Below are 16,524 nucleotides of genomic sequence, written 5' to 3'. Positions count from 1 at the left end.
AATTAAAAATAATAGCATGCCAGGATTTGAACGCTTTGGAGATTTAGAGAGAGAAGAATTACAAGATGTATTAGACAATGGCGTATTAATGCGCTACGGTTTCGATGGTATGCGTAACGGACATTGGAAAGCCAAAGCACTTGAAGAAGCACTAAAGAAGACATTAGAGTGTGATTATGCACAATTAGTTGCCAACGGCACATCTGCAGTTTCTGTGGCGTTAGCGAGTGCAGGACTAGGAGCAGGAGACGAAGTTATTATGCCAACTTTTACTTTTGTGGCAAGTTTTGAGGCCATACTTATGCTTGGTGCAACACCAATTTTAGTTGATATAGACGATACTTTAGGTCTTGATGCCAAAGCCGTTGAAGCTGCTATTACTCCAAAAACCAAAGCAGTTATGGTAGTACAAATGTGTGGCAGCATGGCACATATGAATGCTTTACAAAGTGTTTGTGATAAACATAATTTATTGTTAGTTGAAGATGCATGCCAAGCCATAGGGGGACGATACAATAACAAACCTTTAGGTAGTATTGGCGATTTAGGTTGTTTTTCTTTCGACTTTGTAAAAACCGTTACCTGTGGTGAAGGTGGTGCTGTAATAACTAACAATAAAGAATATCATACAAATGCAGATGGTTTTAGCGACCATGGTCACGATCATATTGGGTATGATAGAGGTGCTGAGAGTCATCCGTTTTTAGGTTATAATTTTAGAATTTCAGAATTACATGCTGCTGTTGGTTTGGCACAAATAAAACGATTGCCAGAGTTTTTAGCTGTTCAGAAAAAAAACTATACTATACTTAGGCACGTATTAACAACAATACCAGAAGTCACTTTTAGAACTGTTCCAGAAGGAGGCGAAGAAAGCTACGCTTTTTTAAACTTCTTTTTACCAGATTTAGAAACTACAAGAAAAACCATTGATTCCTTTAAAGACACTGGTATTGATGCCTGTTGGCATTACTACGATAATAACTGGCATTATGTACGCAAATGGAATCATTTAAAAGACGCTAAATCTTTATTTCCATTATCTCAGGAAATAAAAGATTCGTTAAACAAATTAAATAGTGTTACGTTTTCTCAAAGTGATCATTACATAGGTCGAAACATCTCTTGCCTTATAAAATTATCATGGACAGAAGAAGAAGTGAAAAATAGAGCTGAAAAAATGAAAGCGGCAATTTTAAGTTCACTTTAAAATGAAATAAAAGATTATAAATCCCTTTTAGGCTTAGGCTTAAAAGGGATTTTTTTGTTTAAAAAAAATTAGGAATTAATGTTAACCTTTTGGTTTTAAATATATAAAAGAGAAATAGAACGCTATTAATCTAAATATTTAAAACCAAAAATCATGAAAAAAACAATTACTCTATTAGTTACATTATTACTTGCTTTTAGTGGTTTTACTCAAAATGGCATTAACTACAAGGCAGTAATAAAAGATGCAGCAGGCAACATTATGGAATCTGCTCCAGTAAGCATTCAATTTATAATATATGAAGGTGTTGCGCTTACCAATAACGTTTACCAGGAAAGCCATATTCTAAATACGGATGCTAACGGTATTATTATCGTAAACATTGGCGAGGGCACAACAGCTGATGATTTTTCTTCAATTGCCTGGGAAAATGATGATCACTTTTTAAATGTACAAGTAAACATTGGAGCAGGTTTGGTCGATTTAGGAACCACCCAATTTAAAACGGTACCCTATGCTTTAGTAGCTAAGGATGTAGAAAATGCCATTTGGGACACGAATGGTACCAGCACGTTTTATAATGAAGGTAATGTTGGTATAGGCTCAAATTCACCACTTGCTAAATTAGACATTGTAGGCTCTGGAACCGGAAGTACCGCTGCGCGTGTTACATCTCCAACAGGAACCTCTTCACTTCAACTTTTTCATCCTGATCCTGCAAGAATAGATTGGTCTATCAACAGTGGTGTGACTACAGATGAGCTTCAGATTGGAAGTTCAGATAATAATTTTGCTACAGGTAGTGTAAGACTAAGATTAAAGCCTAATGGCGACATAATAATGGCAGAAAATGAAGGTCGAGTAGGTATAGGTGATTTTTCACCTGTAAACCCTTTTTCTGTACTACAGTCATCTGGCAATGAGAATACAGTACGTATTGAAAGCTTGGTGCATCCTTCAGGAAAAGACTTAATAGAACTTGTTATTCCTTCTGGTTCTACAGCTGGTTCTCAATTTATAGAAATGCAAAATGGTAACACTATTGTAGCAGCTGTAAATGGTGATGGTTCTGCAATATTTAAGTCTGTTCAATTCGAAGATTTTTCTGTACAAACCACAGCAGCTGTAGGACCTTTAGCTTATGGCTTAGTGCAATCTTCGAGTACTGTATCTTCAGGCTCAGGGAATTTTAGTGTAGTCTGGAACGCTACATACGATAGATATGAAATTACAATTGCTGGAGAAAATTATTTCTGGACAAACTATACTACTAATGTTACGAGTGCTTCTTCTTCAGTTTATAGATTACGCACAAGCAGTTCGGGAGGAAAATTAGTGGTTTACCTCTATAATTCAACTGGAACACTAATTCAAGGGAATTTTCAATTTACCACTTATAAATAATAATCAACTAAACATTTAAATCATGAAAACAATTTTATTCATATTACTTATTTGTAGTAGTGCTATTAGTAGTGTTGCGCAAACTATCGAAAAATTTAGTATCGACAATGGAGGTGCTACAGTAAGCACACCAACAATTGAAATGGTTTACACCATTGGTGAGGTTAATGTCGCAGAACGTACTTCGGCAACTGTTCAAATTTCTGAAGGCTTTCTATCTCGCTTTATTAAAATTAAAATTAATCCTAAAGTATTTCTACAAGGAGCAACCTTAAATCCTGAAACAACAGGATTAATGAATGACGACTTAAGAGATTTAGGTTTACTACCAACAACATCTCCTTTTGGTGATGGTAAAACCGTAGATGCAAGTGTGTTTAATCTTGGAGGCACAACCAGTCTTGGTGCTTTTGAAGATGACATTGTAGATTGGATTTGGTTAGAATTTAGAGATGAAAATGATGTGTCTAACATTATCAAAGGTACGTCAGTTCTATTACAACGCGATGGCGATGTGGTGGCTTTGGATGGTGTTTCGGATGTTTCTTTAGGCATTGTACCCAAGAATTATTACATCGTATTACAACACCGAAACCATTTAGGTGTTATGAGTGCTAATCCTGTAGCAGTAACCGAAACAGGTACAGCTATAAATTTTACTGAAAACACAACGGCTACGTTTGGTAGCAACGCACAAGTGGCTTTAGGAAATGGTGATTTGGCCTTATGGGCTGGAGATACCAATGCAAACGGACAAATACGTTTTTCTGGATCTGAGAATGATGCCAATATTATCAAGGATGATGTTTTAAGTGATCCTTTAAACGGATTTAATTCAGCTACATATACGTCTGTAGGTTATTTACTTATAGATGTCGATATGTCTGGAGGCGGACGCTTTTCGGGCTCGGACAACGACAGTAACATTATTAAAGACAATGTCTTACAGCATCCAAATAACGGATTTAATTCACCAACATTTACCATAAACAGTACAGTTCCAGTCGGGAACTAACTGCTACAACAACTATTAATTAATTCAAATACAACAAACATTATGAAAACTTTTTACTCAATTTTATTACTCGTTCTAGTGACAATTAGTGCTCACTCTCAAGCTTACACCTATGGAATAATCCATACAGATAATTACAACTTTAAAGTTGTTGCCATCCCAGATTTTAGTGCCAGTACAGATGCGTCAGACATGGGATTTACACTAACATTACCAGCTGGCAGTGCAGATGTAATTAACGTAAACAGTTTATTACCTGCGCGTGTGTGGACTATGCAACAATTTGACGCCGCTTTTTTAACAACTCAAGGTTTAGGTGATGGTACAAGAGATGCCTTTTTATTTAATAATCCGCCAGGACAATCCTTAATTGCACACACTGCTGGAGAACAAATTGATTTGGTATCCTTTTCTGTTAGTAATATGCCTACAACTGGTGAAATGACATTTTTAGATAATGCAGATCCAGTGGCTACAGGAGCTGGAGGCGTTTTAGATAGTTTTTACAATTCTAATATAGATAATACAACCACACAAGATTATTTTGGTGGTTATGAGTCTGGTTTAACTTCTATTATGTTCGATACATTAAGTACTGGAGAAGAAACGTTTTTGGAGGTTTCTGTAAAAGTATATCCTAATCCTACAAAGGATTCTATATCTATTCAATCCAGAAAACCAATTCAGGTAGCTAAGCTTTTCGATATTACTGGAAAAGAGGTTATGGAGATTGTTAATCCATCGCAAATATCATTAAAAAACTTACCATCTGGTGTTTATATTTTAAAGCTGAAAGCAGATGCAGGCACAGTTGTAAAACGCATTATTAAAGAATAATTAGAAACCTTTAAAATTAACAGTCATGAATTATTTAAATAAAATATTTTTAATACTAATATTTTGTCTCTCAACACTATTTTCTGTTGCCGAAGCACAAAGTATTAATTACAAAGCCGTAGTAAAAGATGGAAGTGGTAATTTAATTACAAATGATCTTATACAAGTACAATTTAATATTTTACAAGGAGCGGCATTAACCAATGTCTATTCAGAATCGCATACGCCAACAACAGACGATAACGGGATAATTATTGTTAATATAGGTGAAGGTACTTTAGTTTCCGGAAGTCCAGCTTACGATACCATCGATTGGGCAAGTGACACACATTTTTTGCAAGTGTTTATTAATATTGGTGCAGGTCTTGTAGATATGGGAACAACGGAATTTAAGGCCGTGCCTTACGCACTTACTTCAGGAGATAAATCTTGGGAAAGTGAAATAGACAATGTACATGTTATTTCAAAAAATGTAGGTATTGGAACTAATGCACCAACAGAACTTTTGGAGATTAATGATGCCGATAATGCAGGTATTAAACTTACTGTACCTTCTTTAAATGATATTTCTAAAATTGAATTTAGAAACGGATTAGAAACAGGCGCTCACAGTTTTTATAAAATTCAAAACCAAAACGATTTATTACGGTTTGAAATTGATTCTGATTTAAGTACAGGAACAGGGTTTGATGAAAGGATGACTTTGGGTAATACAGGTTTAGCTTTAGAAACAGGCGTACGAGTTAATGAATTTTCTGCGGATGGAACAATGGCTGGTAATAGCAATTCTGCAATACCAACCGAACGAGCTGTAAAGTCTTATGTGGATAATGCAGTATCTGCTAATGGTGAGAAAACTATAGTTATTCCTGCTGTAGCTTTTACATCTAATCAGGCTCTTACATTTGTTAATTATGTTAATTTTGGTGCGTTTGCTCAAAAAACATCTAGTAATGGTTTTTTAGTTGCGCCTTTAACTTTACCACAAGGTGCTACAGTTACCTCTATGACTTTTTATTTAAGAGATGGAAGTACTGGAAGTAATGTAAATTTAGAGTGTAGTGTGTTATATGGTTTTCAAAATTCTTCAATATTTAGCATTGTGTTTTCGACATCTACTTTTAGTGGTTCAACTTCTGGTATTACATTAACTCATAACTCACCTTTTACAATTGTGAGTGATAGACAATATATTGTTAGAGTGATGCCAACCTCTACTTGGGGAACATCAGATTTTGGTATTTGCAGCGTAAAAGTTACTTATACCGAGTAATTAATATTTTACATATTCTACAATCTCTAATCCGTAACCAATCATCCCAACGCGTTTGGTTTGTTGCGAGTTAGAGATTAATTTTAGCTTGTGTATGTTTAAATCGTGAAGAATTTGGGCACCAATGCCAAAATCTTTAGCATCCATATTAATGGCAGGCGCTTTTACAATTTCGCCTTCACTTTGTCGCTCTTTTAAAATAGAAAGACGATTTAATAAGTTTAAAGATTGTGATTGCTGATTTATAAATAGAATAGCACCTTTTCCTTCATCATTAATAACACGAAACATATCGTCTAATTTTTCATCTGCATTATTAGTTAGCGTTCCTAAAATATCGTTATTTACTAAAGTAGAGTTTACACGGGTTAGCACATGCTCGTTAGTTGCCCAATCTCCTTTAGTTAATGCAATGTGTACTTGGTTATTAGTCGTTTGCTGGTAAGCTCTAAGTCTAAAACTTCCAAAACGTGTTTCAATATTAAAATCTTCTTTTTTCTCAATTAAAGAATCATGATCCATTCTATAAGCCACTAAATCTTCAATAGAAACGAGTTTTAGATCGAATTTTTTTGCAACTTCAATAAGCTGTGGTAAACGTGCCATGGTGCCATCTTCATTCATGATTTCTACAATTACACCAGCAGGTTCTAACCCAGCTAAACGTGCAAAATCTATGGCAGCTTCGGTATGTCCTGTTCTACGCAGTACACCGCCTTCTTTAGCCACCAAGGGAAAAATGTGTCCTGGTCTTGCCAAATCAAATGGTTTTACGTCTTTGTTAACTAAAGCCTGTACTGTTTTTGCACGATCGCTTGCAGAAATTCCAGTAGTAACACCTTGACCTTTTAAATCTACCGATACCGTAAATGCAGTCTCCATTGGATCGGTATTATTAGAAACCATCATGTGTAATCCTAAATCCTCACAGCGATTTTCGGTAAGTGGAGCACATATTAATCCACGTCCATGAGTGGCCATAAAGTTTATCATTTCGGGTGTAACCAATTCAGCAGCAGCTAAAAAATCACCCTCATTTTCTCGGTCTTCATCATCAACAACAATAATAACTTTTCCGGCTTTAATATCGTTAATTGCTTCTTGAATTGTATTTAATTTAAACGCCACTTTTGGTTCGGTTTTAGTAATCATTTTATTGCTTTTCTATGTGCAAAGATATTGCTTATTTACTATTTTAAAAGAAAATGGGATTTGATTTTTCTATTCGTTTATAGTCTTAATTTTAGTCCTCAATTTTTTGTCTGCTTTTAACAAAATAGAATACACTTACAATTAGAGCAATAACACTTAATTGTGTGGAAGCCGAAGCAAATTCAGGCAATTTATTATTAGCAAATACAAAATGAAGAACCACTAATAGTATCGAGAAAAATAAAAGAGCGAAGGCCGTTTTTAAAAATAATTTCTTACTTCGTTGTGGAGAATTTATAGCTTTATCCCTAACGTTATCAACTGTATTTACGACTTCAGTCTGACTATTTTGGTTAAACTCAATGGCATTCAAGTCCTTTTTTATTTGTATTTTCTGAATAAAATAAATAACAACATAGAGTGGCAACCCAAAAACTAAAAAGAGAATATTATTAATACTATTATTTTTGCCCAAATGCTTATACAAGCTACTGTGTTTAGTAAATGACTTCATTAAAGCGAATACGAATACTAAAAAAATAATAATTCCTATTAAAACAACAATATTACCAATACCTGGAAATTTATTATTTATTAAAACGCTTCCTCCAGCTATCAATAATGCTCCAATAAGGTATAAAATGATAGAAAGCTTAGAATCTTCAACATAATCGTTTTTTAAATTAGTAGCCTCTTCAAAAAAATCATTATTTAGATGCCCAGCCATTTTAAGTTCCTGTCTTGTAATACCTCTGGAAGTAAGCACAGAAATAGCAGTGTTTTTATGCTCTACAGTATAATCGAAGTTTCGGTAATTTCTTACGATTTCTATGAGCTTATTATCATCAAGATTTTGAATAATTTTATAATCGTTTGAAGCTATATTAAATACCTTTGTATTAAATGCTACTTTTTTACTTTTTATTCCGAAGAATTTTTTAAGCGGTTCTAATAGACCATCGGTTTCTAAAAGTCCACGATCTTTGGTGGCTCTAGTAGTAAGATAAATACTTAAAGGTAGCATAATAAGGGTAGAGAACCATGTAGCTAATGCAGGATTAAAAGAGCCGTCTTTTGCACTGTTTTTGGCAAATATGCCAATAAAATGATAGCTTAAAAATAGAACAATTGCAATAACCATAGGCAAGCCTAACCCACCTTTTCTAATTAATGCACCAAGAGGAGCTCCAACGAAAAATAATATAATACACGCTATGGCCAAAGCAAATTTTTCATGAAAGGCTATAATGTGCTTATTTAACCAAATGGTTCTTCCTTTAATATTACTTTCTTTCGCTAAAATTATCTGGCTAGTACTCGAAGCTGCATTTATGGCATAATCAAGCAATTGTACTTGGCGTTTCGTATCGAATAAATCAATTATATTACCATTATAAATAGTGTCTTTTTTAGTATTTACAGTTAGATTTAGAGTTTCTATATTCGTTCTGTTATAAAGCGTAGTACTAAATTTCTCGTATTCGTTTCTACGTTCGGTAATGAGCGAATCGGTAGTATATTTAAGATCACCTATGGCAAGCATAGTGTATTTATTATCAGTATTTTTTTCATCTAAATCTACCGTATTAAGTTGCGATAAATCGATATTCATGGTGTAGGTTTTAAACTCACTTTTTACTAAGGGTTGCTTTAGTTTTTCTTTGTGCGTATTTGGTGGCGTATCGTCATAGTAATACCCATCGTAGAGTACGAGTTTTAAAACATCGGATTTCTCGGCACTTACCAATTCTCCTGTTTTAGCAATAATAGTTTTATGGTTGCCTGGCTTGCGGTTTTGACCTTGATGGATAACTACATTTTCTAAAAACTGACCACGATCACCCGTTTTTTCGGCGACTTTTATATTAAAATTGTCACCAATTTGATTAAACTGGCCTTCGGCAATAGCCATTGCAGGCTTAACTTTGGCAATATTTTTACGCAAATTATGGCTGTTATATTCTGCCCATGGTATAACGTTATTACTAAAAAAGAAAGTGGTAATACTTAAAAACACTATAAACACACTTAAACTTGCCATAGCCCGTTGCAAGGAGATACCAGTAGATTTCATTGCAGCAAACTCATAATTCTCGGCAAAATTACCAAAAACCATAATCGAAGAAAGTAAAATAGTAAGTGGTAGGATGAGCGGAATTAGAGTTGGCGTAATGTAAAATAGAAACTTTAAAACCGTTATTACATCTAAATCCTTTCCAGCTAATTCTTTAATATAAAGCCAAATAGCCTGTAATACAAAAATCAGCATGAGTATTACAAACACGCTGATAAAAGTTTTTAGATAAGAAGTTAATATGTATCTATCTAATATTTTCACTAATAGTTGTTAATCTAATTTATTGATGAAGTAGTCTTTATACTTACTTTCGTCAAATGTAAACAAGGTTTTCGAAATAGGCTCGTTTGTTTTAAAAGAATTAACAGTAAGCGTGGTTTTGGTACCATTTTCTCCAATTTCTATAAGGTTATAAATGTGTTTAGTCTGCGCATCTATACCTAATAATATGTATTTTATAGTAGAATTAGAATCCATAGGAGATAGTTTTACATATTGAATTTTTCTGCCCTTTACGTTTTGTACTATGTCCATTTTATAAGTAAATCCATCTTCGTAAAACGATAACATTTTACTTGGAGTAATGGTGTTTTCTTCTTCACCATCTTCCGAAGAAATGGTCACCTCTTCATCTTCAGGACTAATAGTATGCAGTTTTTTACCATCAAAAATTCTGGTAACACCAAGAATGTTTAGTTTATATTTATCACCTTGCATGGTAACGTCACCGCGTGTTTCTTGTTTTATGTTTTCTGAAGTGTTCTCTAAAACATATTTAAAATCGATAGCTATATTTTCATAACTTTTAACTTTAGCTGAAACTTCTTTTAAAAGCGTTTTTGCTTTGGCATCAGTTTGAGCAAAAGTGATTCCTGAAATAATTAAAGCTAATACTAGTAATACTTTTTTCATCTTGAAATTTTAATTTTATTTTTTATTGACCTTCGTTTTCTAATAATTGATTGAGTGCCGTTAAATCTGGAACTAAAACCTGTCTGGCTTTACTGCCTTCAAAACCACCAACAATTCCAGCGGCTTCAAGCTGGTCTATTATACGTCCAGCACGATTATAACCTAACTTTAATTTACGTTGCAATAAGGATGCCGAACCTTGTTGTGCAGTTACAATTATTTCTGCTGCATCTCTAAACAGTTTATCTCTATCGTCAATATCTATATCAAGACTCGTGCCACCTTCTTCGCCTACATACTCCGGAAGCAAATAAGCATCTGGATAGGCTTTTTGAGCGCCAATAAAATCGACTATTTTCTCTACTTCGGGCGTATCGACAAAGGCACATTGAATTCTAATCATGTCGTTACCTTGTGTGTAGAGCATGTCTCCACGACCTATTAGCTGGTCTGCTCCGCCAGCATCTAAAATTGTTCTCGAATCTATTTTACTCGATACCCTAAAAGCAATACGTGCCGGAAAATTTGCTTTAATAATACCTGTAATTACGTTAACCGATGGTCTTTGAGTAGCAATTATTAAATGAATACCAATGGCACGTGCTAACTGTGCTAAACGCGCAACTGGTGTTTCTACCTCTTTACCAGCAGTCATAATTAAATCGGCAAATTCATCTACAACTAAAACGATATAAGGTAAAAAAGCATGACCTTCGTTTGGGTTTAATTTACGTGCTTTAAATTTCTTGTTATATTCTACAATGTTACGGCAGAGCGCATTTTTTAGCATCTCGTAGCGGTTGTCCATTTCTATACACAGCGAATTAAGCGTGTTAATTACTTTAGTGTTATCTGTAATAATAGCCTCGGCTTCGTCTGGCAATTTCGCCAGATAATGACGCTCTATTTTATTAAATAATGTCAATTCCACCTTTTTAGGGTCTACTAAAACAAACTTAACTTCTGCAGGATGTTTTTTATACAGTAAAGAAGTTAATACTGCATTTAACCCAACAGATTTTCCCTGTCCAGTAGCTCCTGCCATAAGTAAGTGTGGCATTTTAGCCAGATCTATCACCATGGTTTCGTTGCTAATGGTTTTACCAATGGCAATAGGTAAATGCATTTCGGATTTCTGAAATTTTTGCGAGGCAATTACAGAACGCATTGAGACTATGGTTGCGTTTTTATTTGGTACCTCAATACCAATAGTACCTTTTCCAGGAATTGGAGCAATAATTCTAATTCCTAATGCAGAAAGCGATAATGCAATATCATCTTCAAGATTTTTAATTTTCGAAATTCTAATACCAGCATCTGGTACAATCTCGTATAATGTAACAGTTGGACCAATAGTGGCTTTAATAGTTTGAATGCCAATTTTGTAATTGTTTAGTGTTTCAACAATTTTATTTTTATTATCTTCAAGCTCTTCCTGGTCAATTTTAATACCTTCAATGTCATATTTCTTTAATAAATCTAAAGGTGGAAATTGAAAATTACTTAACTCTAATGTAGGATCAAACTGCCCAAAATCTGCAACTAATTTATCTGAAAGATTATCGGTTTCAGATTTTTCCTCTGCAACCTGTTCAACTTCCATTTCAAGTTCCTCTTCCTCTTCTTTAGGGATTTCTACTTCTAAGGTGGCTGTGGATGTTTCAATATTTTCAATGGTACTTGTTTCCACTTCCAAAGTATTTGAAACAGCAGGTGATAGTGTTTCGTTGTTAACTTCGAAAGCTGTTTTTATGGCTTCAGCTTCGTCTGTTAATGTATTGTCTATTGGTACAAAGTCTTCGTTATGTTCGTTTTTAAATTCAGATTTAATATCTTTTTTGGCATTTCTAAATAAAGCACCAATACGCTCTGGTGTAAACTTAAAGCGCGTTGCTAAATAGGTTATAAACGCGAAAATTAAAAGTAAAACAACACCAATTTTACCAATATAGTCTTGAAGGAATTGATTTAACTCAAAACCTATAGTCCCACTTAAAAAGCCATTTTCGGGTATAATAAAGCCAAATAAAATGGAAAGCCAGATCACTATTATGGTGCCCCAAAACCAATGTTTAAAGAGTTTTTCTTTTTTTAAATCTAAAAGAATATAAATACCTGATAAGAAAATTAAACCCGAAAAAATAAATGAAGCTATGCCAAATCCTCTTTGTATAAAAAAATCGCTAACCCAGGCACCACTTTGGCTTGCCCAGTTTTTTGTTTCTACAGTTCTCGATGGAAATTCGTTTAAAACACTTTGGTCTATTTTACCTGTAAACAGAAAGGATAGAAAGGCAATAAAAATTAAAACACCTAAAAGCACTAATAAACTACCAAAAATAAGTTTTTGTTGACTCGATAGCTTAAAACTTGGCATTTTATAACTTCTCTTTTTATTGGTGGTTTTAGATTTAGATTTAGATTTTGCTTTCGCCATTTTGGGAATTTAGATTGCGTAAAAATAAACAAATTCAATCGATTATTTTGATGATTATGCGCTATTGTTAACGATTTTATTAACGAGTAATTGTGTAGTGATTATATTTAAAAAATCTTAGGAAGATAGATTACACAGCCAATAATTACGGCTGCAATGGCGACAATAAAAACAGCTCCTGCTGCCAAATCTTTAATTAGACCTATTTTTGGATGAAATTCTGGATGTATAAAATCTGCAATCTCTTCTATAGCAGTGTTAATACCTTCGGTTGCCATAATCATGGCGATTACTAAAATTTGTATGCACCATTCTGTTGGAGACAGACCAAAATAAAATCCGGCAATCGTCATTATAACACCTATAAAGAACTGAACTTTTATACTTGCTTCTGTAGTAATTAAAAGATAAGCGCCTTTAAAAGCATAACCAATACTTTTAATTCTATTTAATATAAAGGATTCTTTTTTATTCATCTAAAAGCGCGTACAAAGAAGCTTTATAGTTTGGTTCTTGTCCAATTTCAGGTACTTGTTCTGTATATTTTACAATACCATTTTCGTCTAATACAATAACGCATCTGGAATGTAAATCTTTAAAATTGCCACTTACTATTTCTAATCCATAATTTTTTCCAAAACTACCGTCTTTAAAATCGGATAACATGACTACATTTTCTAATCCTTCAGCAGCGCAAAAACGTTGTTGTGCAAATGGTAAATCTCTGGAAATGCACAATACTTTGGTGTTTTCCATTTCGGCAGCTTCTTTATTAAACGCTCTTACAGATTTTGCGCATACACCAGTATCTACACTTGGAAAAATATTTAGTAAGACCTTATGTCCTTCAAAATCTGATAGTTTTTGAGTTGATAAATCGCTTACCGTCAATATAAAATTTGGAGCTTTATCTCCTATGTTTGGCAAACTGCCTGAAGTTTCAACAGGCGTTCCACCTAATGTTATTTTTGTCATTTTTATTTTTTTTCTGTGAATGATAAAAATAGACATTCTTTAAATAAGTTATACATAACAAAGTACTAATTTATTGATAGTGTATTCATATTTATTTTAAAAACAACTATTTGCATTATCGCTATAGTTAATTAATTGTTAAACAACAATAACTCTAAAACCCATGTCTGCGTGTATACGTTTGTATAAGCAAATAAGAAATATTCACTTAAATAAAACAAATTATGAAAACCAAAAACATTTTAAAATCAAGTTTATTTGCAATCGCAATTTTATTCTCTCTAACCGGAACTGCTCAAGATAAGATGAAGCAAGATAAAATGAAGAAAGAAAAAACAGTAATGGTGGGTGGAGCAGAAATGTACCCTTCAAAAAATATTGTTGAGAACGCCGTAAATTCTAAAGACCATACTACATTAGTGGCTGCTGTAAAAGCTGCCGATTTAGTAGAAGTGTTACAAAGTAAAGGACCTTTTACTGTATTTGCTCCAACAAATGCTGCTTTTAGCAAATTACCAGAAGGGACCGTTGAGACATTATTAATGACTGAAAACAAAGAAAAATTACAAACCATCTTAAAACACCATGTTGTAGCTGGAGATTTTAAAGCGAAAGATATTATGAAGATGGTAAAGAAAATGGACGGTAAAGCAGAGATTAAAACAGTTGCAGGTGGTACATTAACAGCCTGGATGAAAGGTAAAGACCTATATATTACTGATGAAAACGGTACAGCTTCAAAAATTGTTATTGCAAATGTAAATCAATCTAATGGAGTAATACATGTGGTAGATACAGTGGTGCTTCCTAAAATGTAAATTTTAATAAATTAATACATATTTTAAAAAAGCTTCTCCGTTTGGAGAGGCTTTTTTATTTGTAATGTTTTAATTATTTTTTGGATTAAAATGTGGTTATATAGTAAAAATCGATAAACTAATAAGAACAATCAATTTATAAATTCCAATCTAATTATATTATTACTTAAATTTAGGAGACTAAATTTAAATAAGAAAAGAATATGGACAACAAAAATACCGAAACCTTCGAAATTAATAATTCATCAGCCAGTAAATGTCCCTTTTTAGGCGCAAATAATCATACCGCTGGTGGAGGTGTTAAGAACAGAGATTGGTGGCCAAATGAATTAAGACTTAATATTTTACGTCAACATGCACAAAAATCTAACCCAATGGGAGATGATTTTAATTATGCCGAAGCTTTTAACAGTATTGATTTTGCAGCCCTTAAAAAAGATGTTTTAGATTTAATGACAGATTCGCAAGATTGGTGGCCAGCAGATTATGGGCACTATGGTGGATTTATGATTCGCATGGCATGGCATAGTGCTGGTACTTATAGAGTTGGAGATGGTCGTGGTGGTGCAGGCTCTGGATCACAACGTTTTGCACCGTTAAACAGCTGGCCAGATAATGGTAATTTAGATAAAGCGCGTTTGCTTCTTTGGCCTATTAAGCAGAAATACGGACGTAAAATTTCATGGGCAGATTTAATGGTACTTGCAGGTAATTGCGCATTAGAATCTATGGGATTTAAAACTTTTGGGTTTGCAGGTGGTCGTGAAGATGTCTGGGAACCGGAACAAGATATATATTGGGGAAGCGAAACACAATGGGGAGCCAACGAGGAAAGATACGAAGATGGTGAATTAGAAAACCCATTAGCAGCTGTAATGATGGGTTGGATTTATGTAAATCCAGAAGGACCTAATGGTAATCCAGACCCAATGGGTTCTGCCAAGACAGTAAGAGAAACGTTTAAGCGAATGGCTATGAACGATGAAGAAACTGTTGCTCTTGTAGCTGGTGGTCATACTTTTGGTAAGGCACATGGTGCTGCAGATCCTAATGAGTATGTGGGTAAAGAACCACATGGTGCTCCAATTGAAGAGATGAGTATGGGATGGAAAAACAGCTATAAATCTGGTGTTTTAGACGATGTAATTACAAGTGGAATAGAAGGTGCGTGGACTCCAAACCCAACACAATGGGATCATGATTACTTTGATGTTTTACTAAACTACGAATGGGAATTAATAAAAAGTCCTGCAGGAGCACACCAGTGGACTCCAACAGCAGCATCGCAGGCAAGAATGGCAGCAAAAGCTGGAGATGCCAATGGCAAGCAAGCCTTGATGATGACTACAGCAGATATTGGACTAAAAACCGATCCTATCTATTTAGAAATTTCACAACGTTTTCATAAAGACCATAAAGCATTTGAAGATGCGTTTGCTCGTGCATGGTATAAACTTACGCATCGTGATATGGGACCAATTGATCGTTATTTAGGTCCTGAAGTACCGAAAGAAGAATTAATATGGCAAGATCCAATACCTAAAGTAGACTATACTTTAAGTCATTCAGATATTTCAACACTTAAGAGATTAATTTTAGATTCAGGTTTAACCGTGTCGCAAATGGTAACTACTGCTTGGGCTTCAGCTTCAACTTATCGAGATAGTGATAAGCGTGGTGGTGCTAATGGAGGTCGTTTACGTTTAGAGCCTCAAAAAAGTTGGGAGGTTAATAATCCAAAAGAATTAAATAAAGTACTTGAGGTTTTAGAAGGCATTCAAAATAATTTTAGTGGCACAGTTTCTATAGCAGATTTAATTGTTTTAGCAGGCGTTGTAGGCGTCGAGAAAGCAGCGCAAAATGCAGGACATAATATTAACGTGCCATTTACTGGAGGTAGAGGAGATGCGTCTCAGGAGCAAACAGATGTCGAAGGCTTTACATATTTAGAACCTTTAGCAGATGGATTTAGAAATTATATTAGAAAGGACATTAATATTGCAGCTGAAGATTTGCTTATTGACCGAGCTAACTTGTTAACGCTTTCTGTACCAGAAATGACCGTTTTAGTTGGTGGACTTAGAGTTTTAGGCGCTAATTACGATGATTCTAAAAATGGATTTTTTACTTCGTATGAAGATTCTTTAACTAACGATTTCTTTAAAGTGATACTAGATTTATCAATTACTTGGAAAACAGCTAACGCTGAAGAAAAAGAATTTATTGGGCGTGACCGTAAAACGGGTGCAATGAAGTTTTCTGGTACCAGAGCCGATTTAATTTTTGGGTCTAATACAGAATTGAGAGCAGTTGCCGAAGTGTATGGAGCAGACGATGCGAATGAAAAATTTGTAAAAGATTTTGTTGCCGCTTGGACAAAGGTTATGCACTTAGATCGGTTTGATTTGAAGTAA

At 34.2% G+C, this 16,524-nt stretch carries 13 protein-coding genes; 7 read left to right on the top strand and 6 right to left on the bottom strand.

The window, feature by feature from the left end:
• Positions 1 to 16: 16 nt before the first annotated feature.
• The 5 genes from ACVC43_RS11285 to ACVC43_RS11265 all read left to right on the top strand — a co-directional run bounded on the left by ACVC43_RS11285 (position 17) and on the right by ACVC43_RS11265 (position 5,739).
• Positions 17 to 1,210 carry a DegT/DnrJ/EryC1/StrS family aminotransferase gene (locus ACVC43_RS11285; RefSeq protein ID WP_452224629.1) on the top strand — a complete coding sequence of 398 codons (1,194 nt, stop codon included), beginning with the start codon at positions 17 to 19 and terminating at the stop codon, positions 1,208 to 1,210.
• 153 nt (positions 1,211 to 1,363) lie between these two features.
• Positions 1,364 to 2,614: a hypothetical protein gene (locus ACVC43_RS11280; protein WP_452224628.1), complete on the top strand. Its 1,251-nt coding sequence runs from the start codon at positions 1,364 to 1,366 to the stop codon at positions 2,612 to 2,614.
• 22 nt (positions 2,615 to 2,636) lie between these two features.
• Positions 2,637 to 3,629: a hemagglutinin protein gene (locus ACVC43_RS11275; protein ID WP_452224627.1), complete on the top strand. Its 993-nt coding sequence runs from the start codon at positions 2,637 to 2,639 to the stop codon at positions 3,627 to 3,629.
• 42 nt (positions 3,630 to 3,671) lie between these two features.
• Positions 3,672 to 4,466 carry a T9SS type A sorting domain-containing protein gene (locus tag ACVC43_RS11270; protein ID WP_452224626.1) on the top strand — a complete coding sequence of 265 codons (795 nt, stop codon included), beginning with the start codon at positions 3,672 to 3,674 and terminating at the stop codon, positions 4,464 to 4,466.
• Between the two features lie 25 nt (positions 4,467 to 4,491).
• Positions 4,492 to 5,739, top strand: coding sequence for a hypothetical protein (locus tag ACVC43_RS11265; RefSeq protein ID WP_452224625.1), 1,248 nt, complete (start codon positions 4,492 to 4,494; stop codon positions 5,737 to 5,739).
• On the opposite strand, the gene ribB is transcribed toward ACVC43_RS11265, so the two are convergent.
• The 6 genes from ribB to tpx all read right to left on the bottom strand — a co-directional run bounded on the left by ribB (position 5,740) and on the right by tpx (position 13,292).
• Positions 5,740 to 6,891: a 3,4-dihydroxy-2-butanone-4-phosphate synthase gene (gene ribB, locus ACVC43_RS11260; protein ID WP_452224624.1), complete on the bottom strand. Its 1,152-nt coding sequence runs from the start codon at positions 6,889 to 6,891 to the stop codon at positions 5,740 to 5,742. It abuts the gene before it with no gap.
• Positions 6,892 to 6,982: 91 nt separating this feature from the next.
• Positions 6,983 to 9,229: an LptF/LptG family permease gene (locus tag ACVC43_RS11255; protein WP_452224623.1), complete on the bottom strand. Its 2,247-nt coding sequence runs from the start codon at positions 9,227 to 9,229 to the stop codon at positions 6,983 to 6,985.
• Positions 9,230 to 9,238: 9 nt separating this feature from the next.
• Positions 9,239 to 9,880 (bottom strand): LolA family protein, encoded by a 642-nt coding sequence (locus tag ACVC43_RS11250; protein WP_452224622.1) that lies wholly within the window; start codon positions 9,878 to 9,880, stop codon positions 9,239 to 9,241.
• A 22-nt stretch (positions 9,881 to 9,902) separates the two neighbouring features.
• Positions 9,903 to 12,317 carry a DNA translocase FtsK 4TM domain-containing protein gene (locus ACVC43_RS11245; protein ID WP_452224621.1) on the bottom strand — a complete coding sequence of 805 codons (2,415 nt, stop codon included), beginning with the start codon at positions 12,315 to 12,317 and terminating at the stop codon, positions 9,903 to 9,905.
• A 107-nt stretch (positions 12,318 to 12,424) separates the two neighbouring features.
• Entirely contained in the window at positions 12,425 to 12,793 is a 369-nt protein-coding gene (locus ACVC43_RS11240; RefSeq protein ID WP_452224620.1) for a diacylglycerol kinase, read from the bottom strand.
• Positions 12,786 to 13,292 carry a thiol peroxidase gene (gene tpx / locus ACVC43_RS11235; RefSeq protein WP_452224619.1) on the bottom strand — a complete coding sequence of 169 codons (507 nt, stop codon included), beginning with the start codon at positions 13,290 to 13,292 and terminating at the stop codon, positions 12,786 to 12,788. The genes ACVC43_RS11240 and tpx overlap by 8 nt, the downstream gene beginning before the upstream one ends.
• A 224-nt stretch (positions 13,293 to 13,516) precedes the next feature.
• Between tpx and ACVC43_RS11230 the strand changes: the two genes are divergently transcribed.
• Together ACVC43_RS11230 and katG are read left to right on the top strand one after the other, a co-directional pair.
• The gene (locus ACVC43_RS11230; protein WP_452224618.1) at positions 13,517 to 14,110 is read left to right on the top strand and encodes a fasciclin domain-containing protein; all 594 of its coding nucleotides are present in this window, start codon (positions 13,517 to 13,519) and stop codon (positions 14,108 to 14,110) included.
• Positions 14,111 to 14,313: 203 nt separating this feature from the next.
• Entirely contained in the window at positions 14,314 to 16,524 is a 2,211-nt protein-coding gene (katG, locus tag ACVC43_RS11225) for a catalase/peroxidase HPI (RefSeq protein WP_452224617.1), read from the top strand.

The organism is Lacinutrix chionoecetis (genome assembly GCF_053604665.1).
Note: the sequence above shows the minus strand (reverse complement) of the source record. Positions and strands in the feature narration are given on the sequence as shown.

Excerpts from the sequence above, each read along its gene's own strand:
- ACVC43_RS11285 (WP_452224629.1), top strand. The coding sequence starts at position 17 with ATGCCAGGATTTGAACGCTTTGGAGATTTAGAGAGAGAAGAATTACAA.
- ACVC43_RS11280 (WP_452224628.1), top strand. The coding sequence starts at position 1,364 with ATGAAAAAAACAATTACTCTATTAGTTACATTATTACTTGCTTTTAGT.
- ACVC43_RS11275 (WP_452224627.1), top strand. The coding sequence starts at position 2,637 with ATGAAAACAATTTTATTCATATTACTTATTTGTAGTAGTGCTATTAGT.
- ACVC43_RS11270 (WP_452224626.1), top strand. The coding sequence starts at position 3,672 with ATGAAAACTTTTTACTCAATTTTATTACTCGTTCTAGTGACAATTAGT.
- ACVC43_RS11265 (WP_452224625.1), top strand. The coding sequence starts at position 4,492 with ATGAATTATTTAAATAAAATATTTTTAATACTAATATTTTGTCTCTCA.
- ribB (WP_452224624.1), bottom strand. The coding sequence starts at position 6,891 with ATGATTACTAAAACCGAACCAAAAGTGGCGTTTAAATTAAATACAATT.
- ACVC43_RS11250 (WP_452224622.1), bottom strand. The coding sequence starts at position 9,880 with ATGAAAAAAGTATTACTAGTATTAGCTTTAATTATTTCAGGAATCACT.
- ACVC43_RS11245 (WP_452224621.1), bottom strand. The coding sequence starts at position 12,317 with ATGGCGAAAGCAAAATCTAAATCTAAATCTAAAACCACCAATAAAAAG.
- ACVC43_RS11240 (WP_452224620.1), bottom strand. The coding sequence starts at position 12,793 with ATGAATAAAAAAGAATCCTTTATATTAAATAGAATTAAAAGTATTGGT.
- tpx (WP_452224619.1), bottom strand. The coding sequence starts at position 13,292 with ATGACAAAAATAACATTAGGTGGAACGCCTGTTGAAACTTCAGGCAGT.
- ACVC43_RS11230 (WP_452224618.1), top strand. The coding sequence starts at position 13,517 with ATGAAAACCAAAAACATTTTAAAATCAAGTTTATTTGCAATCGCAATT.
- katG (WP_452224617.1), top strand. The coding sequence starts at position 14,314 with ATGGACAACAAAAATACCGAAACCTTCGAAATTAATAATTCATCAGCC.